Annotated in this window: 23 protein-coding genes; 1 reads left to right on the forward strand and 22 read right to left on the reverse strand. The window is 72.2% G+C overall.

The window, feature by feature from the left end:
• Nucleotides 1-46 precede the first annotated feature (46 nt).
• From ACBJ32_RS29945 to ACBJ32_RS29980, 8 genes are read right to left on the reverse strand one after another with little or no spacing between them, the layout of a single operon-like run.
• Entirely contained in the window at nucleotides 47-1237 is a 1191-nt protein-coding gene (locus ACBJ32_RS29945) for an ABC transporter permease (RefSeq protein WP_357893461.1), read from the reverse strand.
• Nucleotides 1234-1899: an ABC transporter ATP-binding protein gene (locus ACBJ32_RS29950; RefSeq protein WP_357893463.1), complete on the reverse strand. Its 666-nt coding sequence runs from the start codon at nucleotides 1897-1899 to the stop codon at nucleotides 1234-1236. Before ACBJ32_RS29950 ends, ACBJ32_RS29945 begins: the two co-directional genes overlap by 4 nt.
• The gene (locus ACBJ32_RS29955; protein WP_375129523.1) at nucleotides 1896-2996 is read right to left on the reverse strand and encodes an efflux RND transporter periplasmic adaptor subunit; all 1101 of its coding nucleotides are present in this window, start codon (nucleotides 2994-2996) and stop codon (nucleotides 1896-1898) included. Before ACBJ32_RS29955 ends, ACBJ32_RS29950 begins: the two co-directional genes overlap by 4 nt.
• Nucleotides 2993-3520: a hypothetical protein gene (locus ACBJ32_RS29960; protein WP_357893467.1), complete on the reverse strand. Its 528-nt coding sequence runs from the start codon at nucleotides 3518-3520 to the stop codon at nucleotides 2993-2995. The genes ACBJ32_RS29955 and ACBJ32_RS29960 overlap by 4 nt, the downstream gene beginning before the upstream one ends.
• On the reverse strand, nucleotides 3517-4290 hold the full coding sequence (locus tag ACBJ32_RS29965) for an ABC transporter permease (RefSeq protein WP_375129524.1): 774 nt from the start codon (nucleotides 4288-4290) through the stop codon (nucleotides 3517-3519). Before ACBJ32_RS29965 ends, ACBJ32_RS29960 begins: the two co-directional genes overlap by 4 nt.
• Before the next feature lie 2 nt (nucleotides 4291-4292).
• Nucleotides 4293-5180: an ATP-binding cassette domain-containing protein gene (locus ACBJ32_RS29970; RefSeq protein WP_375129525.1), complete on the reverse strand. Its 888-nt coding sequence runs from the start codon at nucleotides 5178-5180 to the stop codon at nucleotides 4293-4295.
• The gene (locus tag ACBJ32_RS29975; RefSeq protein ID WP_375129526.1) at nucleotides 5177-6724 is read right to left on the reverse strand and encodes an AAA family ATPase; all 1548 of its coding nucleotides are present in this window, start codon (nucleotides 6722-6724) and stop codon (nucleotides 5177-5179) included. Before ACBJ32_RS29975 ends, ACBJ32_RS29970 begins: the two co-directional genes overlap by 4 nt.
• A gap of 20 nt (nucleotides 6725-6744) precedes the next feature.
• On the reverse strand, nucleotides 6745-7437 hold the full coding sequence (locus tag ACBJ32_RS29980) for a response regulator (RefSeq protein WP_375129527.1): 693 nt from the start codon (nucleotides 7435-7437) through the stop codon (nucleotides 6745-6747).
• 284 nt (nucleotides 7438-7721) lie between these two features.
• Here ACBJ32_RS29980 and ACBJ32_RS29985 point away from each other — a divergent pair, with 284 nt between their 5' ends.
• Entirely contained in the window at nucleotides 7722-10460 is a 2739-nt protein-coding gene (locus tag ACBJ32_RS29985; RefSeq protein ID WP_375129528.1) for a BTAD domain-containing putative transcriptional regulator, read from the forward strand.
• A 61-nt stretch (nucleotides 10461-10521) separates the two neighbouring features.
• Here ACBJ32_RS29985 and ACBJ32_RS29990 read toward each other — a convergent pair whose 3' ends face one another.
• The 14 genes from ACBJ32_RS29990 to ACBJ32_RS30055 all read right to left on the reverse strand — a co-directional run bounded on the left by ACBJ32_RS29990 (nucleotide 10522) and on the right by ACBJ32_RS30055 (nucleotide 23731).
• A complete protein-coding gene (locus tag ACBJ32_RS29990) occupies nucleotides 10522-11439 on the reverse strand; it encodes an ABC transporter ATP-binding protein (RefSeq protein WP_375129529.1) in 918 nt (305 codons plus the stop codon).
• 205 nt (nucleotides 11440-11644) lie between these two features.
• Nucleotides 11645-12376 (reverse strand): hypothetical protein, encoded by a 732-nt coding sequence (locus ACBJ32_RS29995; RefSeq protein WP_357893481.1) that lies wholly within the window; start codon nucleotides 12374-12376, stop codon nucleotides 11645-11647.
• Nucleotides 12377-12379: 3 nt separating this feature from the next.
• Nucleotides 12380-13297 (reverse strand): ABC transporter ATP-binding protein, encoded by a 918-nt coding sequence (locus ACBJ32_RS30000; protein WP_375129530.1) that lies wholly within the window; start codon nucleotides 13295-13297, stop codon nucleotides 12380-12382.
• The gene (lanKC, locus tag ACBJ32_RS30005) at nucleotides 13294-15855 is read right to left on the reverse strand and encodes a class III lanthionine synthetase LanKC (RefSeq protein WP_375129531.1); all 2562 of its coding nucleotides are present in this window, start codon (nucleotides 15853-15855) and stop codon (nucleotides 13294-13296) included. The genes ACBJ32_RS30000 and lanKC overlap by 4 nt, the downstream gene beginning before the upstream one ends.
• Nucleotides 15856-15874: 19 nt before the next feature.
• Complete coding sequence (gene mpaP, locus ACBJ32_RS30010) at nucleotides 15875-17509, reverse strand: daptide biosynthesis intramembrane metalloprotease (protein WP_375129532.1); 1635 nt, start codon at nucleotides 17507-17509, stop codon at nucleotides 15875-15877.
• Nucleotides 17506-17682, reverse strand: coding sequence for a hypothetical protein (locus ACBJ32_RS30015; RefSeq protein ID WP_357893489.1), 177 nt, complete (start codon nucleotides 17680-17682; stop codon nucleotides 17506-17508). Before ACBJ32_RS30015 ends, mpaP begins: the two co-directional genes overlap by 4 nt.
• A gap of 162 nt (nucleotides 17683-17844) precedes the next feature.
• Nucleotides 17845-18024 (reverse strand): daptide-type RiPP, encoded by a 180-nt coding sequence (locus tag ACBJ32_RS30020; RefSeq protein WP_357893491.1) that lies wholly within the window; start codon nucleotides 18022-18024, stop codon nucleotides 17845-17847.
• 30 nt (nucleotides 18025-18054) lie between these two features.
• Nucleotides 18055-18213 carry a daptide-type RiPP gene (locus ACBJ32_RS30025; protein WP_357893493.1) on the reverse strand — a complete coding sequence of 53 codons (159 nt, stop codon included), beginning with the start codon at nucleotides 18211-18213 and terminating at the stop codon, nucleotides 18055-18057.
• Between the two features lie 17 nt (nucleotides 18214-18230).
• Complete coding sequence (locus tag ACBJ32_RS30030) at nucleotides 18231-18350, reverse strand: daptide-type RiPP (protein ID WP_375129533.1); 120 nt, start codon at nucleotides 18348-18350, stop codon at nucleotides 18231-18233.
• A gap of 71 nt (nucleotides 18351-18421) precedes the next feature.
• Nucleotides 18422-19660, reverse strand: a complete 1239-nt coding sequence (mpaC, locus tag ACBJ32_RS30035; RefSeq protein WP_375129534.1) for a daptide-type RiPP biosynthesis dehydogenase — start codon at nucleotides 19658-19660, stop codon at nucleotides 18422-18424.
• Nucleotides 19657-20910 carry a daptide-type RiPP biosynthesis aminotransferase gene (gene mpaD / locus ACBJ32_RS30040; protein WP_375129535.1) on the reverse strand — a complete coding sequence of 418 codons (1254 nt, stop codon included), beginning with the start codon at nucleotides 20908-20910 and terminating at the stop codon, nucleotides 19657-19659. The genes mpaC and mpaD overlap by 4 nt, the downstream gene beginning before the upstream one ends.
• Complete coding sequence (gene mpaM, locus ACBJ32_RS30045) at nucleotides 20907-21701, reverse strand: daptide-type RiPP biosynthesis methyltransferase (RefSeq protein WP_375129536.1); 795 nt, start codon at nucleotides 21699-21701, stop codon at nucleotides 20907-20909. Before mpaM ends, mpaD begins: the two co-directional genes overlap by 4 nt.
• Complete coding sequence (gene mpaB, locus ACBJ32_RS30050) at nucleotides 21701-22741, reverse strand: daptide biosynthesis RiPP recognition protein (protein ID WP_375129537.1); 1041 nt, start codon at nucleotides 22739-22741, stop codon at nucleotides 21701-21703. Before mpaB ends, mpaM begins: the two co-directional genes overlap by 1 nt.
• A 33-nt stretch (nucleotides 22742-22774) precedes the next feature.
• Complete coding sequence (locus tag ACBJ32_RS30055; protein ID WP_375129538.1) at nucleotides 22775-23731, reverse strand: LLM class flavin-dependent oxidoreductase; 957 nt, start codon at nucleotides 23729-23731, stop codon at nucleotides 22775-22777.
• Nucleotides 23732-23822 lie beyond the last annotated feature (91 nt).

The raw sequence follows: 23822 nt of genomic DNA on the forward strand, positions 1-23822 counted from the left end.
GAGCCGGGCGCGAACGGGTGCCCGGTCACTTCGGGCGGAATTTTCGTCATTGGGCCGTCAGCGCCACGGTCGGAGGGACACGGGCGGCGCGCAGCGCGGGATAGATTCCGGCCAGCGCGCCGATCACCACGGTCATGCCGAGGCCACCGCCGAACGCCCACATCGGCACCACCGTCGGCAGCGCGTTGAACTGCGCGTAGCCGAAGGTCGCCAGCGAGCCGAGCAGCACCCCGGCCCCGCCGCCGAACAACGACAGCAGCAGCGCCTCCACCAGGAACTGGTCGCGGATCTGCCCCCGGGTGGCGCCGAACGACCTGCGCAGACCGATCTCCCTGCGTCGCTCCAGCACGGCGACCACCATCGTGTTGGCCACCCCGACCCCGCCGACGAGCAGGGCGACCGCGCCGAGGCCCAGCATGAGCCCGGTGAACGCGCCCGCCGCGGCGGCCTTGGCCTTCAACGCGTCCGACGGCCGGCTGACCTTGGCCTCGTTCGGGCTCTCCGGGCTGACGGTGCGGGCCAGCATGGCGCGGACGCTCTCCACCGCCGCGTCGGTCGAGCGTTCGTACACGGTGGTGGGATGGCCGTCGTGGTCGAGGTACTCCTTGGCGGCGGGGAACCCCATCAGCGCCGACCGCTCGATCTCCTCGGCCAGCGGCATCTTCTCCAGCACGCCGATGACGGTGAACCACCGGTTGTCGATCCACACCTGGCCCCGCGGGATGACCAGGCCCAGCCGTTCGGCGGCCACCGCGCCGAGCACCACCACGGGCTGGCGTTCCGTGGCGGCGTTGAGCCAGGTGCCGTGGCGTACCTTGCCGTCGAGGGTGGCCAGCAGGTCGAGGTCGGCGGCCTGCACCGTGATGCCCAGGGAGATGCCGCTGGGGATCAGGTCGTTGCGGCGCACGGTCGTGCCGGTGTCGGCGGTCTGGCCGGCGTTGGTGACGCCGTCGAGGCGTTTGACCATGGCGGCGGCGTTCTCCGGCAGCTTGACCGGGTCGCCGAAGAGGCTGTCGCCGGGCGAGACCCTGAGCAGGTTGGTGCCGAGCTCGTCGAGCTGGCGCAGGAGCTTCTCCTGGCTGGAGGCGGAGATGCCGACGACCGTGACCATGGTGGCGATGCCGATCGCGATGCCGAGCGCGGCCAGGATCGCCCTGGCGGGCCTGGCCCGCAGACCGGCCGTGCCGATCCTGGCCAGATCGGTCGGCCGCAGCCGGGCAGGTCGCAGCGCCGTCATGAGACCTCGGATCTGACCAGCCCATCGCGTACGCGCACGCGACGCGGGCAGGCGAGCGCCACCTCGGAGTCGTGCGTGATGATCGCGATGCTGATCCCTCGTGCGTTCAACGTCCTGAACAGCGACAACACCTCTGCCCCCGCCTCGGAGTCGAGATTGCCCGTCGGCTCGTCGGCCAGCAGCAGCGGCGGCCGGCCCGCCACCGCGCGGGCGACCGCCACCCGCTGCATCTGCCCGCCGGACAACTGGTGCGGCCGGTGCCCCAGACGGTGCGACAACCCCACCAGATCGAGCGCCGCCGCCGCGCGTTCCCTGCGCTGCCGCCTGGACAGGCCGCTGTAGAGCAGCCCGTCGGCGACGTTGTCGAGCGCGGTCAGCCCGGGCGAGAGGTGGAACTGCTGGAACACGAAGCCGATGTAGCGGGCGCGCAACGCGGAGAGCTGGCTGTCGGACAGCCGGCTGACGTCGTGCCCCGCCACCCGTACGGTGCCAGCGGACGGGCGGTCGAGGGTGCCGGCGATCTGCAGCAGCGTGGACTTGCCCGAGCCGGACGGGCCGACGATGGACAACATCTCGCCCTTGCGGATGGTCAGGTCCACGTTGCGCAGGGCGTGCACCCGGCCGTAGCTCTTGCTGACCCCGCGGATCTCCAGGATGTTCATCGGCCCGACACCGTGACCTTCATGCCCTCGGCCAGCCCTTCGGCCTCCACCTCGACCCGGCCGTTGCCGAACGCCCCCGTCTTCACGTGCACCCGCCTGGCCGACCCGTTCGCGTCCACGACCTCGACGCCGTAGCCGCCCTCCGGGACCGCCAGCAGGGCCTCCACCGGCACGGTGAGCACGTCCTCGGCGCGCTGCCTGGTGAGCTCCACGGTCACCGGCGCCTCGTCGAGCGAGCCCGCCGCCTTGGCCGAGACCGAGATCTCCACCTCGACCGTGGCGCCCTTCTCCTGGTTGTCGGAGCGGTCGGCCACCGTGGCCACCTTCGCCACACTGATGATCTTGCCGCTGACGTCCTTGCCGTTGGCCATCTTGACGGTGACCTTCTTGCCCTTCTTGGCGATGTCCTGCTTGTCGGCGTCCAGGTTGATCCGGACCAGCCGGTCGGTGGAGGTGACGTCCAGGATGGGCCGTACGGAGCCGACCTGGTCGCCCACCTCCACGGCGATCTTGCCGACACGTACCGACTCGGGCAGGAACACGACGTCCGCCGGCGTCACCTCGCCGTCGCGTTCCATCCCGTTCTTCTTCTGCCACCGCTTCACGGCGCGTTCGGTCGCGTCGGTGAAGCGGTTGTCCACCGTGACGCCGCGGGCGTGGCCGAGTGCCCGCAGGTTCTGTTCGAGCTGCTTGACGTCCGGGCCGCGCTTCACGCCGTCCTTGAGCGTCCGGTACGCGGGAATCTTGCCGTACATGAGGATGCGGGCCCGGCGATCGACGCTGTAGAGGCTCTTGCCGCGCTTGATCTCCTTGCCCTCGGCGGGCAGGCTGGTGATCGTCCCGGCTGCGGCGGACTTGATCGTACGGCTGTCGGCGTAGGTGAGCTTGCCGTCCACGCTCTCCTGGTCCGCCAGGTCGCCACGGGTGATCGTTTCGGTGGCGGCGGAGACCGGCCGCGCGGTCGGCGTGGGTTCCGGCTTGGCGTGCGGGCCGGTGTCGAACAACGCCGCCGAGGCGAACACGCCGCCCGCGGTGACCGCGCTGCCGACGACCGTGGTGCCCAGCGCGGCGACGACGCCCTTGAGCCGCCCGTTCATCCGGTGCCTCCCTGGCCGGGCAGCAGCTTGACGCAGCTCTGCGCCGCCTTCTGCAGCTTGGGATCGTTCGGGTCGAGGTTCTGGTTGACCGCCGGCGGGTCGGGCATGTCGATGCCCTGCTCACGCATGCAGCGGGCGTACTTGATGACCGCGTCCCTGGCCTTCGGGTCGTCGAAGGGGTTGGGGATCTGAGAGGTGTACTGCTCGCAGGCCTTCATCGCCCGCTGCAGGGTCGCCTGGTCCCCCTTGTACTGGTACGTCTTGTCCTCGGGCGAGCCGGGGTCGGGCACGTCGATGCCCTGCTCACGCAGGCACTGGGCGAGCTTCAGCAACGCGTCGTCGGGATCGACCGTGGCGGCGGCCTGCGCCTGCTTGGCCGGCCCGGCCTGACTCCCGGTCTGCTTCCCCGCCTGCGCGGGCGGGGTGCCGGCGATGGCGATCGCGATGGGGTGCTGCTCGTCCCGCGCGGCGCACCCGCCGGCCAGCAGGGCGAGCGCGACCACGGCCAGGATGACCGCTCTCATTTCGTACCTTCCCAGTTGAAGACGCGCCTGGTCACCAGGTTGACCACGATGGCGGTCGCGACCAGCCCGGCGGCGGCCGGCCAGGTCTCCGACAGCCGGCCCACGTACGCGCCGAAGACGAAGTCGTTGAGCTGGGCCAGCGGGTTGACCGTGGTGACCTGGTAGAACCACGGCGCCACGCCCTCCCAGCCCTCGCGCGGCACGCCCAGCCCGCTGCCGAGGAAGAGCAGCACGAAGCAGAGCGGCGCGGCGATCCTGGCGCCGGCGCGGGGCATCCGCAGGCCGCCCAGCAGCAGCCCGGCGCTGACCGAGCAGTAGGTGACCGCCAGCAGCGCGGCCACCAGGCTCAGCGGATGCCAGGTGCGCGGCGGTCCGTAGAAGACGAACGTGACGGCCATGAACAGCGCCGTGGACGCCGCCACCAGCACGACGGCCACGATCGCCTGCGCCAGGATGTACGCCCCGTCCCGCATGGGGCTGCGCCGCAACCGGCCGAGCAGCCCCGTGTCCCGCATCTCCGACAGGTGCAGGGTCAGCACCAGGATCCCGGCCGAGGCGGCGACCGTACCGGCCGTCTCGGGCAACAACCGGTCGATGACCCTGACGCCCGGCATGGCGCCGAACTCCAGGGTCGGAAAGGAGAAACCGATGAACAGCATCAGCGCGAGCAGCATCGCGAACGGCAGCGCGAGCACGGCCAGCAACGCGAGCGGCGTGCGTGCCAGCAGGGCCAGTTGCGCGCGTACGAGGGTCCAGACGGTGGCTGCCATGCTCATACCTCCAGGGCGGCGGGTTCCGGCACGGCCGACAACGTGAGGTAGGCGTCCCTGAGCGTGGGCCGGCGGATCAGCCAGACCCGGTCACCGCTCATGGGCGCCAGCTCCTGGACGGCCGCCTCCAGCGCGGGGCGGGAGCCGTACAGGTAGGTCGCCGCGGCGCAGGGCAGCACGCGTACCTCCGAGAGGCGGTCCACCCGCAGGTGCGGCGGCACGCTCAGCACGTGGACGGAGCCGAGCAGCCCGATCAGCCGCGAGGGGCTCCCCTCGGCCAGTACGCGGCCATCGCGCAGCAGGACCACCCGGTCGGCCAGCCTCTCGGCCTGGGCCAGGTCGTCGAGGAGCACGCACACCCCGCCGTAGCCGGAACGCAGCTCGTCGATCACGTGCTCGACCCGGTTCCTGCCGCCCTCCTTGAGCCCGGCGGTCGGGTCGTCGAGCAACACCAGCTCGGGATTGCCGACCAGGGCCAGGCCGATCATGACCAGCCTGCGCTGGGAGTCGCTGAGCACGCCGAAGCGCTTGGTCAGCAGCGGCTCCAGGTCCAGCAGGTCGGTCAGGCGGCCGGACAGGCCGCGGGTGCCGTACAGGCGGGAGAAGAGACGTACGGCGTCGCCCACCCGCATCCGGTCGGGGAGCCGTTCCCCGCGCAGGGCGGCCCCCATGCCCGCGGGCCGCCGATCTCCCGGGCCGACCGTCGCGCCGAGCATCTCGATCTGGCCCGCGTCCGGCTCGGCCTCGCCGGCCAGGCACTCCATCAGCTTGCCCGCGCCGTCGCCCGGCGGGCCGACCACGCAGACGACCTCGCCGCGCTCGACGGTGAAGGAGACCTCCTCCAGCGCCGGCGACAGAGACAGGTCGGTGACGTTGAGCAGGGCCGTCATGACGCCACCCCCGCGTTGAAGCGGTCGGCGATGGTGGCGGCCACCTCCAGGTACATGTCCCTGGTGGAGGTGCGCAGCAGGTCGAGATCCACCTCGGAGCCCTGCTCCAGGTGCGGGTCGAACGGCACGCCGATCACCGCGCGGCAGCGCTGGGCGAAGTGCTCCTTGAGCTCGGTGACGTTGACGGCGTTCCTGCGCGGGTTCTTCACCGCCGACAGCACCACGACGGCGCTGACCGCCAGGTTCCCGTGCCCATGGGCCTGCAGCCAGTCGAGGGTGGCCGAGGCCGACCTGGCGCCGTCCACGGTGACCGGGCTGACCAGGACGATCTGGTCGGCCATGGCCAGGATCGCGCTCATCGCCGAGTGCAGCATGCCGGTGCCGCAGTCGGTGATGGCGATGGAGTAGAACTGCTCCAGGATCTGCGCGACCGCGCGGTAGTCGTCGGCGTTGAACGCCTCCGAGATGGCCGGGTCCCGGTCGGAGGCCAGCACCTCCAGCCGCGAGGGGGCCTGGGAGGTGTACGAGCGCACGTCGGCGTAGCGCCACAGGCCGCCCCGGTCGTTGAGCAGGTGCCGTACGGTGGCCGGCGACTCCATCCTGAGCTTCTCCGACAGGGTGCCGCGGTCGGGGTTGGCGTCGACGGCGATGACCCGGTCGCCCCGGTTGTGCGCGAGCGTCGAGCCCAGGCCGATGGTGGTCGTGGTCTTGCCGACCCCGCCTTTGAGGCTCATCACCGCGACCCTGAAGTGGCCGGCGGTGACCGGCTGCCTGATGCGTTCGATGAGTTCCTGGCGGCGGCGTTCGGCCTTGGAGTCCCCGAGGTGGATGAGGCCGCCGCTCATCGTGTAGACGGCCTTGCGCCAGCCTCCGGTGGGCGGGCGGCGCCTGGTGCGCAACAACCGGTCCGGTCGCAGGCTGTCCGCGGTCGTCGCCGCCACCGGCATCCCGGTGTCGGACCGCGGGGAGTCGGGCTGCGGGTAGGCGGGCTGCGGGTAGGCGGGCTGCGGGTAGGCGGGAGCTTCTGTGCTGCTCTGGGGCGGCGGGAAGACCGGCGTTTCCGGGCCGCTCTGCGGCGGCGGGAAGACCGGCGTTTCCGGGCCGCTCTGCGGCGGCGGGAAGACCGGCGTTTCCGGGCCGCTCTGCGGCGGCGGGAAGACCGGCACCCCGGGGCTGCCGCTCGGCGGGGGCGGGAAGACCGGCACGTCAGGCGCGGAAGGCTCCCAGACCGGCCGGCCGAGCGGGTTCGGCGGCGCCTGGAAGGCGTTCGGCCCCGGCGGCGGCTGGATCGGGCCCGGCGGCGGCCCCACGGCAGGCCTGCCCTTCCCTCCTGCTCGTTCCTGCGGGTCGCCCGGCGCGACCTGCCCCGCCTGCCGATCGTCGCCCGCGTCCGGCTCCCACCACTGGGGAGGTTCGGGAGGCGGGCGTTTCACCCCCTTGGGCAGTTTCGGCGGCGGGAAGCGTATGGTGCGCGTGGCGTCCGGATCCACGCGGAGTTCTTCCCCGTTCACTTCCACCGTGACCTCGTCGTCCTCGCTGTGCATGATCCACCCGTTCGCGATCGCTACGTTCGGTCGTCGGATTGCGTCACAACCGGCCAGGCCGCCACCCGGTAGGGGCGGCTTCCCGCGGGCTGTACGCGCTGAACTTGACTGACGCGCTCGCGACTGACCAGCGCGCGGTCCGCCCCATGCGCACGAAGCTCGGTCGTCCGCACCGGGCCTGCGCCTCCGGGCGGGCGCGGGGAGCCGCGCTCGTCCCCGGGGCCGGAGTCGGGCGAGGCGGCACGCCCGTCGCCGGGGAGCCGTAAGGCGCCGCGCCCGCCATCGGTGAGCGGGTCGTCCCCGGTGGTCATGGAGGCGACGGACAGCTCGGTGTCCAGGTACCGGCCGCCTGCGGCGACCTTGCGGATCGCCGCGGCCAGCTCCTCGGCCGGCGCGTCCTTGCCGAGGAAGCCCCGCACGCCCACGGCCACCGCCCTGCGCAGGTAATCCGGCCGGCCGATGCTGGTCAGGACCACGATCGCGCAGTGGGTGCCGATGCGCGGAGCGGCGGTCAGGCCGTCCACCCCGGTCAGTTCGGCATCGAGTACGGCGACGTCCGGCCGGTGCCGGCCGACCGCCTCGGCGATCTCATCTCCGTGGCCGGCTTCCGCGACGACGTCGATGCCCTCCTCCATGGCGAGCAGGGTGGCCAGCACGCGCCGGATCTGTTCGTCGACGGCAAGTAAGACGCTGATCGGCGACGCGGTAGGCATACGACGAGTCTGACTCCGCGACATTTGCCCCGATAGGAGCCTGTGTCATCGAAGCGATGTGACATCTATCATGCCGCTAATACGACGAATAGGAATATTTCGTACATTAGGGGATGAATAACGTGACACCCCTTGCAAAGGTCCCTCAATTTATGGCAAGCCGAAAGTGTGTTGCAAGTCGGTTCAGGCACACTCGCGATGGCCACGATCCAGACGCCCACCCAACCATGACGAGCTGTCCGTACGACTGATCGGGAAGCGGCAAAAGGAAGCAGGTGCGGTTGATGCACTTCGGAATCCTGGGGCAACCGGCCATCTGGCGGCAAGGCAACGAGATCAGGCTGAGCACCCGCAGGTCACGGGCGGTGCTGGCGCACCTGCTGCTGAGCCCGGGCCACTCGGCCTCGGCCGAGAACCTCATGGACGCGATCTACGGCGACAACCCCGCCAAGAGCGCGCGGAACCAGGTGCACCGCGGGGTCGGCGAGCTGCGGCGCTGCGGCGTCACCATCGACGTGCAGGACAACGTCTACCGCCTCGACGCCACCCCTGACACCATCGACGCCTTCGTGTTCCTGCGCATGTACGACCAGGCGGGCAGGCAGACGAGCGAGGGCGAGCACGCCAAGGCCGCCGAGATCCTGGGCGCCGCGCTCGAACTGTGGCGCGGCCCGGCCCTGTCCGGCCTGGACAGCGAGGCGTTCCTGACGGAGGCGGCGCTCTGGAACGAGCGCCGGCTGGCCGCCGTCGAGGCCCGCATCGACGCCCTCCTCGTGCTCGGACGCCACCGCGAGCTGATCGCCGAGCTCCAGCACCTGACGGACCAGCACCCCTTGAAGGAGCGCTTCCACGCGCAGCTCATGATCGCTCTCTACCGCTCGCACCGGGCCAGCGAGGCGCTGCAGGTCTTCACCGACATGAAGGAGCGGCTGCGCGGCGAGCTCGGCACCGATCCCAGCCCCGCGCTGAGCGACCTGCGGCTGCGCATCCTGCGCCAGGACGTGGTGCTGGGCTCGGCAGACCTGGACGCCGACGTGCCGCGGCAGCTGCCCGCCCGCCCGGGCGTGCTGCCCGGCCGCGGGGGCGAGCTACGGGGGCTCGTCGAGGCGCTGACCGAGCGGCCGACCAGCCCGCTCGTGGTGATCACCGGCTCGGCCGGCGTCGGCAAGACCGCGCTCGCGCTGGAGGCGGCGCACCGGGTGTCCGGCGGCTTCCCCGACGGGCAGTTATACGCCGACGACCTCGGCGACCCCGCGGAGGTGCTGGCCGGCTTCCTGGCCGCGCTCGGGGTGGCGGCCAAGGAGATCCCGGAGGGCGCGGGGGCGCGTGCCGCGCTGCTGCGCAGCGTCCTGGCCGTGCGCCGGGTGCTCATCGTGCTCGACGGCGTTACGGAGGCGGGGCAGGTGCTGCCGTTCCTGCCCGGACGCTCCGGCTCGGCCGTGCTCGTGACCAGCGGCTCTCCGCTGGCGCTGCCCCGCGACGCCGTCACGGTGACCGTCGCCGCGCTGGACGCCCGCGCGGCCAGGACCTTGCTGGCGACCGGGGCAGGAGCGCGCCGGATGCGGGCCGAGCCCGCGGCGGCCGACCAGATCGTGGAGTTGTGCGCGGGGCTGCCCGCGGCGCTGAACATCCTGGCGGCCAAGCTGGCCGCCCGGCCGCAGCTCAGCCTGCAGCGCCTGGCCGACCGCCTCGCCGAGCCGTCGCGGATCATGGGCGAGCTGCGGCACGGCGGCAAGGGCATCATGTCCACGCTGATGCGCGGCTACCACGAGCTGCCCGCGAAGCCGCGCTCGCTGGTGCGCAGGATCGGCTACCACGGCATCCCGGAGATCACCACCACGACGGCCGCCGCGCTCGCCGACGTCTCTCTGGACGCCGCCGAGGTCATGCTGGAAGAGTTGTCCGAAACCCATTTCGTCCAGCCCCTTCCCGGCGGCGAACGTTACCGCTGCCACGAGCTGATGCTCGGCTTCGGCCACGCCCGCGCCAGGGCCGAGGACGGCCAGTGCGACCTGGACGCGGCCGTCGAGCGGGCCTTCGGCAGCTGGCTGGCCCTGACCGACGCCGCCCACGAATCGATGCGGGGCAAGGACGGCTCCATCCCGCGCGGCACCGCGCCCCGCTTCCGCCCCGCCGGCGCGCCCGCCTGGACGGGGCAGGGCTCGGCCTGGTTCGAAAGGCACATCGACGCCCACGTCGCCCTGGTACGACGGGCCGCGTCCAGGCCGGAGACCTGCTGGGAGCTGGCCGTGGCGCCGCTGGCGCTCTTCGAGAGCGGCGCCCATCTCGACAAGTGGCTGGAATCGCACCAGATCGCCCTGGCCAGCGTCGCCAAGGGGTCGAACGTACGCGGTCACGCCGTGCTGACGTACTCGCTGGGTTATCGCGCGCTACTGGTGGGCGACCACATCGGCGCGGCGCGGCAGTTGCGGGAGGCGCTCACGCTCTTCCAGCGGCTGGGCGACGAGCAGGGCAGCGGGCTGACCCTCAACCTGATCGGCGACCTGGACCGGATGCACCGTACGCCGGCCACCGCGCGGGAGACCTACCAGGAGGCGGCCGCGGCGCTGCACCGCAGCGGGGACACGATCGCCGAGGCCGAGTCCCTGGTGGGGCTGGCGACGGTGTTGCAGAGCACCGGTGACGAGGCCGGTTCGCAGAGCTGCCTGGACCGGGCGCTCAGCCTGTGCAGGGAGGCGGGGAGCCTGCGCAGCGAGGCCAGGATCAGGCGGGCGGTGGCCATGCACGCGACCAAGGCGGGCACGCCGGAGAAGGCCTGCCCGGAGCTGATCGAGGCGCTGGAGATCGCCATCCACATCGGCGACCGGGTGGTGCAGTCCGACATCCTCCTCGATCTGGGGACGACCCGGATCCTGCTGGGCGACCCCAAGGCCGCCTTCGACGACCTGGCGACCGCCGAGGAGATCGCCAGAGTGGCCGGGATGGAGCGTACGGCCCGCCGCGCGAAACTGGCCCGCGCCTTCATCAACGGCGGCGGCCTGGGCATCCACCCCACCTCGTAGTCACCCGGGACGGGCACCGTCAGGGTGTCAGGGCCGTTCCGGGTGACGGACCGGGCATGGGTCACTCCTGCTCGGTGTCGGGGGACGACCCGGCCAGGAGGTTCGTGGCGGTGGTGGAGACCATGGGCGGGCCGCCCTCCTCGGTGAGGGCGAACAGCGCGATGCCGGCGTCGCGAGCGATCCTGTCGAGCTGAGCCGAGACCAGGCCGCTGATCAGGACCCGCTGCCCGTTGATCTCCAGGATCTGGCCGCCGGCGCCGTTCACCGCGATGGCGAGCTCCTGGGGCTGGTCGGACAGGACGCTGAGGGTGTGGGGCTGGAACCGGTCGACGAAGGCCGCGGCGGAGCCGCTGCCCACGATCTCGCCCTGCGCGATCACCACCAGGTCGTCGACCAGGTCCTCCAGCTCGGCCAGCAGATGGCTGGCGATGAAGACGGTGCGGCCCTGCCCGCGCAGGTCGCGCAGGACGTCCTTGATCCAGGTGATGCCCTCGGGGTCGAGGCCGTTCATGGGCTCGTCCAGGATGACGATCTCCGGATCGCCCGCCAGGGCGATGGCCAGCGCGAGGCGTTGCAGCATGCCGTGGGACAGGGAGCCGGAGCGCCGGCCGGCCACGTCGGCGAGGCCGACCCTGGCCAGCAGTTCCTCGGCGTCGGCTGTCGTGCCGGCCAGCCGGGCGGCCCAGCGGACGCTGTCGACGGCCGCCCTGGAGGGGTGGGCGCACTCGCCGTTCAGCACCGCGCCGACCTTGCGGGCGGGAACGGGCCATTCGTGCAGGGGTCTGCCGTCGATGAGCGCGGCGCCGGAGGTGGGGCGGACGAGCTGGAGAAAAAGGTGGAGCGTCGTTGTTTTGCCCGCGCCGTTGGGCCCGAGAAAACCGGTGATGGCGCCGGCCCGCACCGAGAAGCTCACGCTCTTGACGGCCTCGAGTGAGCCGAATCGTTTCGTGAGGTTCTCCGCCTGCAGAATCGCCCCCATGCGCGACGGAACCCCACTTCCTCTGCGACGGGAAGCCGGGACGTCAAGGACACGGTCAAGCCGCCGCAATTCCCCGTAACAGTGCGATTACCCAAAAGCAGTTAGCTTTGGGCACATATAAACACCAAGGTCAACATAGTGTCAACACGGGGAAGCGGGCCTGGGGCCGCGCGACCTCGGGTGAGGTCCCGCGGCCCGGTCACAATCAGCCGAGGTCACGACGCTGGTGGAGGTACAACGCCAGGCCCGCCGCGATCGCCACGTACAGAGTGAACATGCCGAGCCCGGGCAGCGCGCCCAGGCTGAGGTTGGCCGCGGCGGCGCCGACCGTCTTGAACGGCAGGAACGCCACCACCTCCGCCGGGATCGTGTAGACCAGCACCGCCTCGGCGGCCAGCGCCCAGATCAGCAGCGCGGAGATGGCTCCGGCGGTGTTCCTGAGCAGCATGCCGACCGCCGCGCCGAGCACGGTCGCCAGCGGCACGGCCACCAGGTGGGTGAGGATGAGCATGAGGCCGTCACCGGCCATCGGGTCGAACCGGCCACCTCCGGTGATCAGCCCGCCCACCCAGGCCGCGGCCAGCGCGATGATCGTGACGACCAGCGCGACGGCGGCCGCCGCCGAGAACTTCGCGGCCACGACCCGGTTGCGCCACGGCGCCATGACCGAGGTGATGCGGAAGGTGCCGCTGCGCATGTCGCCGGTCGCGACCAGCACGCCCAGCACCAGCATCGCGTAGATCACCACCTCCATCGGCAGCGTGATGACCTGGACCGAGGTGCCGAGCCCGGGAATGTTGCCCTGCTCGTCGATCGAGCCGCCCATGATGGCGCCCCCGAGGCCGGCCACCACGATGGCCGCGGCCGCGGTGATCAGGTAGCTGCGCAGGGTACGGAATTTGATGATCTCAGCGGACAACAGATCGGCGAAACCCATGGTTCAGCCCACCTCTCCCTTGATCTCGGCCTTCTCGGCCGTGGCCATGCTGAACGCCTTCTGCAGGCTCCGCTCCTCGCGCAGCTCGTAGATCGCGACGCCGGTGCTCTTGGCGAGCTGGCCCACCGCGTCCGGTTCCAGCCCGGTGACCTGCAGGCGCTGCGCGTCGGCCATGCTGACGAGTCGGCCGCCCGCGCTGGTGATGGCGGCGCTGAGCGCCTGCGGGTTGTCGCACTGCACGCTGACGGTCTGCGTCTGGAAGCGCTGGATGAACGCCTGCGCCGCGCCGGCGCCGACGATCTTGCTCTGCGCGATGACGACCAGGTCGTCGACCAGGTCCTCCATCTCGGCCAGCAGGTGGCTGGAGACGAACACCGTCCTGCCCTGGTCCCTGAACTGCCGCAGCAGCCCCTTCATCCAGGTGATGCCCTCGGGGTCGAGCCCGTTCATCGGCTCGTCCAGCATGACCACCTCGGGGTTGCCCACCAGGGCGATGGCCAGCGCCAGCCGCTGCCGCATGCCCAGCGAGAAGCGCCCGGCCCGCTTGCCGGCCACCGCGGACAGGCCCACCCGATCCAGCAGCACCTCGGCCTGGTTGTCCTTCACCCCGGCGAGCCTGGCCGCCCAGCGCACGCTGTCGATGGCCCGGCGGCTGGGGTGCGCGCACTGCGTGTCCAGCACCGCGCCGATCTTGCGGGCGGGCACCGGCCACTCGTGGATCGGCTTGCCGTCGATGTGGGCCGAGCCGCTGCTCGCCCGGTCCAGGCCGAGGAAGAGCCGCATCGTCGTCGACTTGCCGGCGCCGTTGGGCCCCAGGAAGCCGGTGATCGCGCCGGAGCGCACGGCGAAGCTGGCGTTGCTGACCGCGAGAGCGGGTCCGTACCGTTTGGTGAGGCCCTCTGCCCTCAACATCGGTTTCATCTGATCTCCTGTTGTGTCGTTGTGCAGGTGTCGTGGCGGGTGGCCGCGGGTTCCAGGAACGGGAGACCGGTGCCGCCGCCCAGGGCGGTGTGCAGGGCGAGGAGCACGCCGGCCGAGCCGGTGGCCAGGTCGGTCGACAGCCGCAGCGCCTGCTCCCCGATGAAGGCGATGTGGCCGTCCCGCGGCACGCCGTGCCAGGCGAGGTGCTTCAGGTGGCGGGCGAGCCTGGGCGAGTCCGGCCGCTCGCCCAGGCGGGCCAGCGCCAGCATGACCCCGGCCCTGCCCGCGAACAGCCCGGCGCCGGTGACGACGTGGTCACCGAGGGCGCGGTGGAGGTCGTCGAGCACCTCCAGCAGTTCCGGGTCGGGGTAGTGCTCGATCAGCAGCCGCAGCACCATGGCCACGCCCGCGCCGCCCAGCTCCAGGACCGGCTCGCGCCACGGGGCGCCGATCGGCGCGGGGAGGCCCGTGCCCACGCCCATCACCGCCAGGTCGCGGCGCAGCGCCGCCTCGGCGTGCCGCAGCAGTGCGGGTTCCCTGCTCTCGGCGTAGAGCCGCAGCAACAGCAGCGCGGCGCCGCTGGCTCCGTGCATCAGGCCTGGCGGCGGCCCTTCCGACTTCAGCGGCAGGCGCTCGATGAGCAGTTCGGTGACCGCGCCGCAGTCCCGCCCGAAGTGCCGCAGCGTCAGCCCGGTCCCGGCCAGGCCGGAGTACAGCCCGATGCCCGGCACCCGGTCCAGCGGGATCGCGGCCGCGCGTTCGAGTGTCTCCAGCGCTTCCGCGGTGCGGCCGAGCCGGTCCAGGGCGTAGGCGACGCCGCTCAGCCCGTCGTAGAAGCCGGGCCGTGTCAGGCTCCCCTCGCGCGAGCGGCGCACCAGCCAGTCCACCTGCTCCGCCGGTACGTCCGCGCCGGCCTGGGCGAGCGTCCAGAGCACACCGGCCGCGCCGTGGGCGAAGGCGGCCCCGCCACCCGGGAGGTGGAACTGCGCGATGTCGCCGGGAAAGAGCCGGTCCGTACGCTCCGGCGTGGCAGTGACCGCGATGCCGTCCGCGATCGCGGCCCGCAACCCCGGCCAGGCCGCGGGCTCAGGCTCCGGCCAGTCCAGCGGCGGCCGGTCGGCGGGCTGGGCGACCAGGTCGTTCCAGTGCGGGGCGGGGCCGAGGTCGCGGCGTACCTGCTCGGCGAAGTCCGCGGGAACGGGGAAGTACGTGGTGATGAGGTCCAGCAGCTGCCCGCCCTTGTCGGCGCCCCAGGGCAGCAGGGCCGTCATGGGGCAGAACAGGGCCAGCCGGATGCAGCCCAGCCCGAAGCGGTCCACCTCGGCGCCGGTGTAGCTGGGCGGTGCCACGAAACCGGGCGCGGCCATGACCTGGACCAGGTTCTTGTCGGCCTCGGTGGCGCCCTCCAGGTCGATGAAGGCGATGCTGTCGTCGGCGCGGACCAGGATGTTGGCCGGGTGCAGGTCGCCGAAGACGACGCCCCGCTCGTGCATCGCGGCCACGGCCTCCTCGGCCTGCCGCAGGATGTTCAGCGCCCACTCCGTGTAGGTGGCGAAGTCCGCGGCGGAGCGGTCGGGCCGCAGCAGCGGGTTGCGGCGGGCGATCTCCCGGCCCAGCGGCTCGCCCTCGACGTACTCGCGGGCCAGGAAGTAGTGCTCGTGGCCGATCCGGTAGTCGATCACCCGAGGGATCCAGGGCAGGCCGGCGAGCCGGTCCATGGCCCAGTGCTCGCGCTCCAGGCGGGTGACGGCGTCGCGTCCCTCCTGGTCGAGCCCGGCCAGCGGTCTGGCCTCCTTCAGCACCACCACCTCGCCCGAACGGGTGTCGGTGGCGTAGTAGACGCCGCCGCCGTTGGAGAAGTGGAAGGCCTTGGTCGCGCGGAAGGGGAAGTCGCGCAGCGTACCCCGGTTGCGCGCGGCCAGCGCCTCGGTCAGGCAGTCGGGCAGCTCGGCCCACGGGGGCGGGCGGAAGGACGGGCCACGGACGTCGGGCACCAGCTTGCCCTCCGGGTCCTCGATGCAGTAGACGGTCTCGCCGTACTCGTTCTGGATCGTGCGCTCGACGAAGGCGCCGTAGCGGACGTACAGCGGCCCGGAGCGCCAGCGCAGGTCGCTGAGGATGTGCGGGCCCCGCTCCCCGTCCAGCAGGTCGCCCAGCTCGTTGAGGATCTTCTCCAGTTGCTGGTCGTCACACGGGTACAGGGTGGCGAACTTGCCCGCGCTGCCGCGGTCGGCGTACTTGCCGTTGCGCCGCCGCAGCACCGTCTCCGAGCGGAGGTACTTGAAGCTGACGCGGTGCGCGACGCAGTAGTCCCAGACCTTGGCGAGGATGCGGGCCGCGTTCTCCATGGTCGCCGAGACGTGGATCTTCCAGCCCTGCCGCTGTACGCGCTCGACGGGCGCGTTGAAGATGATCCAGTCGGCGTTGTCGTCGCGTCTCCAGTCCGCGGGCATGGGTGTGGCCGCGTCGTGGGAGAACTCGGCGGCCGCCGGCGGCTCGACGACGTCGTAGAAGGGCTCTCCCGGCGGGCAGTGTCGCAGATACTCGATGAACTCCATCGCTCTTCTCTTCTCCCCGTCACCAGGTGAGCGGCAGGTACGTCGCGACGAGCCACTCACCGAGTGGCCTGGACCCGGCGTCGACCCGCGCCGCGCCGCTGCGTTCTCCCGGTGTCTCCCGCACGGTCAGCGGGTAGGCGGACACGGTCATCGGCAGGGTGCCTTCCGCGCGGATCGGAAGCAGCGCCGAGATCGGAACGGTCGTGCTCGACGCCGTGGCGGAGGCGACCACGGCCGACCCCACCTGCTCGCGCAGGACCACGCCGTTGCGCAGCAGCCGGACCTGCGCCCCCCGCGTGATCGCCTCGTCGCCGCCCGGCACCACGAGTTCGAGCTGCCCCTGCCGGTAGTGGTAGCCGCCCGAGATCACGTACGGCACCTGCACCGTCATCAGCACGGCGGTGAGCCCGCAGGCCAGCACCGCGATCACGCCCCCGATCCGCCACACCGACGCGCCCGACGTCCTGGCCTCCTGCACGCGCAGCAGGAACCCGACGAGCAGCCGGCCGAGCAGCAGCAGCACGACGACCGAGATGGCCACCGTGCCGAGGAGACCGAGGCCGCGCAGCAGCTCGCCCCAGAGGGACAACGCCAGCACCCCGACGAGGTAGACGGGAAAGACCAGGCAGGCCAGCCCGTACGGCACCGCCCACCGCAGCCCCGGCAGCTCGACCGGGTAGGTGCCGCCGAACAGCAGCCTCGTGACCAGCCGGCGGGCGTCGATCATCGCCCGCTTGCGCAGGTCGGAGATGTCGAGGTGGCTCATCAGCGCCAGGTAGCCGTCGAGCTTGATGAACGGCAGCAGGTTGAGCAGCCCGCTGGTGTAGGTGACGACGGAGAAGACCAGCAAGGCCGCCTCACCCGTCGGCAGCGCCGCGACGGCCGCCGCGCCCGCCACCACGAACTGGGTGGCCACCCCGGCCAGCGCCACCCGCACACGCCGCTCCTTGTGCCCCAGCCGCCAGCCGTCGGAGACGTCGCAGAAGAACGCGGGCAGCAGGTAGAGCAGCATGACGCCCATCCGGCTCGGCCGCCCGCCGTAGTGGCTGAGCACCGCGCCGTGGCTCAGCTCGTGCACCACCATGACCAGGTACGAGCCGGCCGCCACCCACGCGTAGACGCTCAGCGGCAACGGCGATCCGAGCGCCTGCGCCAGCGCGCCACCGTTCAGCGCCAGGCTCACCGGCCCGGCCAGCGCGATCACCACCGCGACCACCGCCCAGAAGCGGTTGGCCAGCGCCGCCAGCAGCGGCCGGCACCAGGCCAGCAACCGGGCCGGACGCAGCAGGGTGATCTGCAAGGTCAGCGGGGGCACGTACTTCACCCAGGGGGCGGCGGCGCTACGGCCGCGGCTGCCGTCGTCCAGCAGTTTCATCCGCTGCAGCTCGCCCAGCGCGTAGCCGAGCGCCTGCGGCGTCCACTTCGGCCCCAGGTCGGCCATCAGCTCGGCGTGATCCCGGTCGCCGTCGAGCGCGCGGCCCAGCCGCGCCATGTCCGCGCCCACCCGGATGTAGCGGCCGGGGCCGCGCTGGATGATCCACGGGGCGCCCTCGTGCTCCGGCGCGTGCACCTGGACGTCGTCGGCCAGCCGGGGACGGGCGGGAATGGCCGGGTCCAGCTCCTCCCGTTCCCTCCTGCCGAGCTTCACGGTCACCGCCCGGTCGCGTTCATGACCAGGAGCGCGAAACAGACCAGAGCCGCGACACCGAGCACGGCCAGCACGACGATCTGCGTGATCCCCGCCAGGCTGCTGTTCGCGACCAGGGCGAACGCGACGACACAGATTCCAGCCGCGATGATCAACCACACCGTGGACACGTTGCTCATTCCTTTCCTTCTCCGAGCGGGAATTCCTTCTCCGAGCGGGATCGAGGGCGGGCGGTGGCGGCGGACGACCGCCGCCACCGCTGTGTGCTATGCCGCTACGTCCGCCTCGGGCTCCTGCATCTCAAGCTCGAGACCGAGTGCCGCATCCAGTGATCAGCGCGCTCAGGTGATGACGCTGATGCTGCTCATCACGGCGGTCACGCCGTACGAGACCGCCGTGCCGACGACACTCGTCACGGAGACGCCGGTGACGACTCCCCAGAAGGTCCCCCAGCCGGGAGCCTCCATGGCTTCGAGCTCCTGCATGCCCAGCTCAAGCGGGGCGTTGGCCAACTCGTTCATGTGCATTCCTCCTCTCGGGAAAACCGGATGTCAGGTCGCCGCGGCCGCGCTGGCGACCGCGCTGGCGAAGGCGAGGGTGCCGAGGGTGATGACGACCCCCTGCTTGAAGCCGGACCAGAATCCGGGGGCGTCCATCGCCTCGAGCTCCTGCATGCCCAGCTCAAGCGGGGCAATCGCCAGTTCGTTCATGTGCCTCTCCTTCGATGTCAGGTCGCCGCCGCGCTGGCGACCGCGCTGGCGAAGACGAGCGTCCCGAGGGTGATGACGACCCCCTGCTTGAAGCCGGACCAGAATCCGGGAGCGTCCATCGCCTCGAGTTCCTGCATGCCTAGCTCCAATGCGGGAGTCAGGCTGGAGGTCGCCGCCATGTCCATCGCCACACCTCCTCTCCTTCCTGTCAGCCCGCGGCCTGTCCGCGGGAGTCCTTGGCGGGCAGGGCGGCCACGGCATCCGGTGTGCGGATCACCTCGGCCAGCAACCGCCGTACCTCGTCCTTGGTCAGGCCGCCGAGCATGGGCAGCCCGGCGCCCCAGGCGCGCACGATGCGCGCGGCGATGGCGTCGAGCGCGTCCTCGCCGGCGCTCAGCCGCCGCTCCACCAGCCACGAGTCGATGAGCGCGGCCATCCCGTCGGCCGGGTCGCCCGGCAGTCCCGCGGGATCGACGGCCCGCAGCACCGACCAGAGCCTGGCCAGCCGCCTGGCGGAGCCGAGCCGCCGCTCCCCGCCGGCGATGGCCCGCCACAGCGGCGGCAGCAGGGCGGCGACGGCGCGCATCTTGCGGACGCCGAGCACGCCCGAGACCTCGTTGGCGATCAGCCAGCCCTTGTTGGCGAACGCGGTGCGGCCCAGGTGGATCCACTCCTGGTGGGTGAGCCCGCTCAGCTTGGCGATCTCCAGCCGCAGCGCGCGGTCCACCGGCCGCCCGCTGCTCCGCGCCCGCCGCACCTGGTGCCCGGCCGTGACCAGCCGTACGGCGACCGCCTCGGCCAGCGCGTCCTCGGTGGGCAGGTCGGCGTGGTCGCCCGCGTACAGGCTGACCAGGCGGAAGAGCGCCTCCAGCACGCCCTCGGAGATCAGCTCGGCCGGCAGGGTGTCGGTGGCGACCGGGTCGAGCACCGCGATGTCGGGCCGCAGGCACTCGCCGGAGATCAGCCGCTTGCCCTGGGGGTATTCCAGGCAGGCCACCGTGCTGAGCTCGGCGCCGGTGCCCAGGGTCGTGGGGACCGCGACGAGTCGTACGGCACGCTCGGTGCCCTGCGGCAGCACGGTCATGCCGCTGCGTTGCGGGACCGAGAGCCTGGCTCGCGCGGCGGGGCGCTCGTACAGCAGGGTGAGCAGTTTGGCCTGGTCGAGCAGGGAGCCGCCGCCGACGCCGACGACCAGCTCGATCCCCCGCAGACGTCCGGCCAGGTCCAGGACGCCGGCCAGGGTGCCGGGGCCGGGCAGGACGGTCAGCTCCGCCTCGCGGCCGGCCTTGACGACCTGGCGGCGGACGCGGGAGACGATCTCGCTCTCCAGCACGCCGGGATCGACGAGCAGGCTCACCCGCCGCCCGGAGCCCGCGGCCAGCCACGGGGCCAGGCCGTCGGCCCCGAAGAGCGTACGGGTCAGGCACTGCGTGCTCTGCTGCGTCATGCCGGGACCTCCCTGCCGCTGTAGGCCGACAGGCCGGCGCGCAGGCAGCCGAACAACTCGCTCAGGTCGGCGTCCGTGTAGGTGAGCGCGGGCACGAGCTGCACGCCGTTGACGCCCGGGTGCACGATGGCCCCGGCGCGGCGGACCGCCGCGACCACGGCGGGCACCTCGGCCTGCGGCAGCTCCGCGCCGTCCGGCGTACGCAGCTTGATCGCGCGGAAGCAGCCCACGCCGGAGGTCCCGGCGACCATCGGGTGCCGCAGTGCGGCCAGCTCCTCGTCGAGCCGGTCGGAGACCCGCCTGCCCAGCGCCACCGCGTCCAGGCGGCGCATCTCGCCGATGGTGGCCAGGATCGCCGCGCAGGTCAGCGGCGTGCCCGCCTGCGTCTCCGCGTGCGCGAGCACCGCGCCGGCCTCGGTGAACGCCGCCGCCACTTGCCGGGAGGCCATCACCACGGCGGCGGCGCTGACCCCGTTGGTCAGGCCCTTGGAGGCGAGCAGCAGGTCCGGCGGCTCAGGCCAGCCCTGGGAGGCGAAGAAGCTGCCGGTACGGCCGAAGCCCGTGGCCACCTCGTCGGCCACCAGCAGGAACCCGTGCTCGCGGCGCAACCGCAGCAGCTCGGCCACGTACTCGCCGGTCAGCGGGACGGCCCCGCTGCCCAGCACCGGTTCGACGACGACCGCCGCCACCTGGGCGCCCTGGCGCTCCAGCAGCCGGGTCAGCTCGCCGGTGTCGTTCGGCGTGACGTGCCGGACCAGCCGCTGGTCCACACCGTAGAGCCGCTGCCCGAAGTCCTCGCCGGTCAGGGCGAAGGCGCCGAACGTCATGCCGTGGTAGCCGCCGTTGAGCCCGACCACGAGCTTGCGCCGGTCGTTGCCGCTCAGCGCGTGGTAGTGCCGGGCGAGCTTCATCGCCAGGTCGTTGGCGGCGCCGCCGGAGGTCGAGAACACCGCCCTGGCGTAGTGGTCGGCGCCGCACAGCTCGACCAGGGCGGCCGCGGCGCGGCGCGCGTAGTCGTTCTCGTAGCGGAAGACGTTGAGGTAGGACGCCTCGGCGAGGGCCTCGGAGACGGCCGCCGCGATCGCGGGGTTGCCGTAGCCGAGGTTGGTGTTCCACAGCCCGCTGGTGCCGCAGAGCAGCTCGCGCCCGTCGGCGAAGCGGATCCGTACCCCCTTCGCGGAGACCGCGCAGAGCTCGTCGAGCCCCTGCTGGTCCGTCGTCAGCAGCGCGGGCCACAGCGGCGCGGTCACCGGCTCACCTCCGCTTCCAGCAGGATGTCGCGGTGCCTGGCACCGGCGTCGCCGAGGGCGTGCCGGGAGAGCACGGCCAGGCCCGCCTGAGCCAGCTCGGCCTCCAGCCGGTCGGCGGGGACCACGGCGACGGTGCTGGTGGCCACGGTGACCGGGCCGTCCAGCGGCTCGGCCGGGCAGATGGCCACCACGCGCCGGCCCGCGCCGGGGTCCCAGCGCTCGAAGAACCGGTACGACGTGCCGCTGACGCCTACGAAGGGCACCTCGACCTCGTGGCCGTCCACGGCGTCGAGCTCGACGGTGGACAGGACGAACCGGCCGCCGGGCGCCAGGTGCTCGCGGACCGTGCCGTACAACGCGGCGCGGCCGTCGGCGTCGAGCAGGGAGATCGACGACGTGCCGAGCACGATCACGGCGAAGCGGCGTGGCGAGGTGAAGGTCCGCATGTCGGCCCGGACCAGCGTGCAGCGCTCCCGCAGGCGCGCGGGTGACTCCTCCAGGCGGGCGGCCAGCAGGGCCAGCATGCCTTCCGACAGGTCGACCGCGGTCACCTGCCTGCCCAGCGCGAGCAGCGGCAGCGTCAGCCGGCCCGAGCCGGCCGCGAGGTCGAGCACCGGGCCGGGGACGCGGCGGACGAGGGTGATGAGCTCGCGTACCTCATGGGTGTCGGTGCCGGCGACGTCGTGGTAGACGGCCGAGCCGGTCAGGTCGTACATGTCGCACACGACCGCGCGCTCGCCCAGCTCCGTCACCAGTTCCCGGGCCTGACGTGGCAGGTCTGTCCGGAGCATCACGTCAGCCGCACCCCCGCCTTGGCGAAGTAGTCGGTGACGGTACGCAGGCCGGCCGGGTCCGCGTACTCGGCGGCGGCCTCGATCGAGCCGCACGCCAGCAGCGCCTCGGCCAGCTCACCCGCGCGGTGCTCCACCTCGAACGTCCTGGCGGGCCACGGCTGATGGACGTAGGCGGCGTCGTCGGTCCACAACAACAGCGGCAGGTCCGGCCTGGTCAGGTCCGCCGGGGCGGCCACGGGCTCCAGCGCGGTGGCCAGCCGGCCGCCGAAGCCGGAGACCCGCACGCCCGAGGCACCACGCAGGGTCAGGTCCCGGATGGCGGCCAGGGCCGCGAGGTAGCGGCCGAGCCAGGGGCGGGCGGCCAGTTCCGCGGCGCGCGGCTCCTCAGGGACGGCCGCACCCAGGCAGACGGCGCAGGGGTGGTCGCTGCCCGCGTTGACGCGGTGCCACGCGGCGGTCAGGACGGCCAGGTCGTCGCCGACCTTCCCGAGGGGCAGGCCGGTCGGGGAGGTGGACAGCCCGCCGTCGGGGCCGGCGTACAGGCGCAGCCGCGGCCCGTCGTGCCCAGGGCCCGCGGCCGGGCCGGGACCGGCGCCGAGGGCGGGGGCGTCGGCCAGGCGGACCGTCGGGTGGATGAGGAACTCGGCGAAGTGGCCCTCGGCGAGGGCCCGGTCGGCGTCGGACAGGTAGAGCTCGAAGTCCTCCTCGCCGAAGACCCGGATGGCGGTGGGCCCGATCACGGACATGTACTCGCTGGTCGCGTAGTCCTGCGTCTGCAGGAAGAACGACTCCGACAGCGACATCTCCGCGCCGGGTTCGCTCAGCGAGCCCTCGTACGGCACCACGACCGGCCCCGAGGCGTCCCCGGGCCCGTCAGGAACGAAGATCACGGTATCCGGGCCGGCCAGGCCGGACTCGATGACCGTCGTCAGGTGGTCGGAGTTCTCCAGAACAATCGCGGATACCTCTTCTGGCAGCGCGGCGGTCCCCGCCTGCCCCGTCGCCCACTGCATCAGCAGGCGCTTCGTCCCGGCCAACGTCTTCCCCCGTCCCTTCTGTTGAACGGTTGCTCAGTTGAACGTGCCACCTACCAGCGCCCCGAGCAGGGCCTTCAGCTCGTTCATGGTTTCTTTCTGGCCCTGGAGGTTGAACACCCCCGTGAGGTTGAGGATGATCTCGTCGGCGCCGGCCCGCTCGTACTCCTTCAGCGCGGCGACGAGCTCGTCGAGGTCCCCGCTGAGGAACGCGCCACCGGCCACGGCGGCCTTGGCGTCGGCGGCCGGGTCCTTGCCCGTGACGTCCAGCCCGGCCTTGCGCAGCATGTCCACGTAGTGGGGGGCCTGAAGGTGCAGGGCGTTGCTGGCCATGGCCTGCTCGGCGGGCGTGCGGTCGGGCCTGGCCACCGCCAGGGGCACCATGGCCGCCAGCCGGGGCGCCGGGCGTCCCGCCTCCTCCGCGCCCTCGCGCAGGGCCGGCATGACGGTCTCGGCGAGGTAGTCGACCGGGGTGAGCCAGGTGATGGCGACGTCGGCGAGCTGACCCGCGAGCCTGGCCATGTTCTTCCTGAGCACGCCGAGGCCGATCTCGATGGGCGGCGACACGGCCGGCGGGAGCATGGCCTTGCACTGGACGTACTCCCCGTGCACGTCCACCACGCCGCCGTCCAGCAGCCCGCGGACGGCGGTGACGTACTCGCGGATCGCGCCGAGCTGGCTCGGATAGCGCTCGCCGAGCAGGCTCTCCTGGAAGGAGAGGGGTCCCGGGCCGAAGCCGGCGACCACGGGCTCGCCGGTGGCCATCGCGAGCGAGCGGACCTGCAGCGCCGCCTCGTACGGGTTGCGCAGCGGCATCAACGTCACCCCGAGCCCGGTCGGCACCCGGAAACCGGCGCCGGCCGCGTACACGAACCCCTGGTGCGGCTCGATGAGGGTGGCCTGCCCCTGCCACAACGCGTGCGCGGCGGTCCACTCGACCAGTGCCGCATAAGGAAGGATCTGCTCCGGCCGTCGCGGAACAAATGGGATCATTACCGAATACTTGGCCACTTTCGCTCCCCGTCGTTTTCACGTCGTGACCGAGCTCTTGTCTTACTCCGCGGCCTCTTCCCCGAGGCTTCCC

The sequence above is a fragment of the Nonomuraea sp. GTA35 genome (assembly GCF_041950525.1).
Classification (GTDB): Bacteria; Actinomycetota; Actinomycetes; order Streptosporangiales; family Streptosporangiaceae; genus Nonomuraea.

Excerpts from the sequence above, each read along its gene's own strand:
- ACBJ32_RS29945 (WP_357893461.1), bottom strand. The coding sequence starts at position 1,237 with ATGACGGCGCTGCGACCTGCCCGGCTGCGGCCGACCGATCTGGCCAGG.
- ACBJ32_RS29950 (WP_357893463.1), bottom strand. The coding sequence starts at position 1,899 with ATGAACATCCTGGAGATCCGCGGGGTCAGCAAGAGCTACGGCCGGGTG.
- ACBJ32_RS29955 (WP_375129523.1), bottom strand. The coding sequence starts at position 2,996 with ATGAACGGGCGGCTCAAGGGCGTCGTCGCCGCGCTGGGCACCACGGTC.
- ACBJ32_RS29960 (WP_357893467.1), bottom strand. The coding sequence starts at position 3,520 with ATGAGAGCGGTCATCCTGGCCGTGGTCGCGCTCGCCCTGCTGGCCGGC.
- ACBJ32_RS29965 (WP_375129524.1), bottom strand. The coding sequence starts at position 4,290 with ATGGCAGCCACCGTCTGGACCCTCGTACGCGCGCAACTGGCCCTGCTG.
- ACBJ32_RS29970 (WP_375129525.1), bottom strand. The coding sequence starts at position 5,180 with ATGACGGCCCTGCTCAACGTCACCGACCTGTCTCTGTCGCCGGCGCTG.
- ACBJ32_RS29975 (WP_375129526.1), bottom strand. The coding sequence starts at position 6,724 with ATGCACAGCGAGGACGACGAGGTCACGGTGGAAGTGAACGGGGAAGAA.
- ACBJ32_RS29980 (WP_375129527.1), bottom strand. The coding sequence starts at position 7,437 with ATGCCTACCGCGTCGCCGATCAGCGTCTTACTTGCCGTCGACGAACAG.
- ACBJ32_RS29985 (WP_375129528.1), top strand. The coding sequence starts at position 7,722 with ATGCACTTCGGAATCCTGGGGCAACCGGCCATCTGGCGGCAAGGCAAC.
- ACBJ32_RS29990 (WP_375129529.1), bottom strand. The coding sequence starts at position 11,439 with ATGGGGGCGATTCTGCAGGCGGAGAACCTCACGAAACGATTCGGCTCA.
- ACBJ32_RS29995 (WP_357893481.1), bottom strand. The coding sequence starts at position 12,376 with ATGGGTTTCGCCGATCTGTTGTCCGCTGAGATCATCAAATTCCGTACC.
- ACBJ32_RS30000 (WP_375129530.1), bottom strand. The coding sequence starts at position 13,297 with ATGAAACCGATGTTGAGGGCAGAGGGCCTCACCAAACGGTACGGACCC.
- lanKC (WP_375129531.1), bottom strand. The coding sequence starts at position 15,855 with ATGGAGTTCATCGAGTATCTGCGACACTGCCCGCCGGGAGAGCCCTTC.
- ACBJ32_RS30015 (WP_357893489.1), bottom strand. The coding sequence starts at position 17,682 with ATGAGCAACGTGTCCACGGTGTGGTTGATCATCGCGGCTGGAATCTGT.
- ACBJ32_RS30020 (WP_357893491.1), bottom strand. The coding sequence starts at position 18,024 with ATGAACGAGTTGGCCAACGCCCCGCTTGAGCTGGGCATGCAGGAGCTC.
- ACBJ32_RS30025 (WP_357893493.1), bottom strand. The coding sequence starts at position 18,213 with ATGAACGAACTGGCGATTGCCCCGCTTGAGCTGGGCATGCAGGAGCTC.
- ACBJ32_RS30030 (WP_375129533.1), bottom strand. The coding sequence starts at position 18,350 with ATGCAGGAACTCGAGGCGATGGACGCTCCCGGATTCTGGTCCGGCTTC.
- mpaC (WP_375129534.1), bottom strand. The coding sequence starts at position 19,660 with ATGACGCAGCAGAGCACGCAGTGCCTGACCCGTACGCTCTTCGGGGCC.
- mpaM (WP_375129536.1), bottom strand. The coding sequence starts at position 21,701 with ATGCTCCGGACAGACCTGCCACGTCAGGCCCGGGAACTGGTGACGGAG.
- ACBJ32_RS30055 (WP_375129538.1), bottom strand. The coding sequence starts at position 23,731 with ATGATCCCATTTGTTCCGCGACGGCCGGAGCAGATCCTTCCTTATGCG.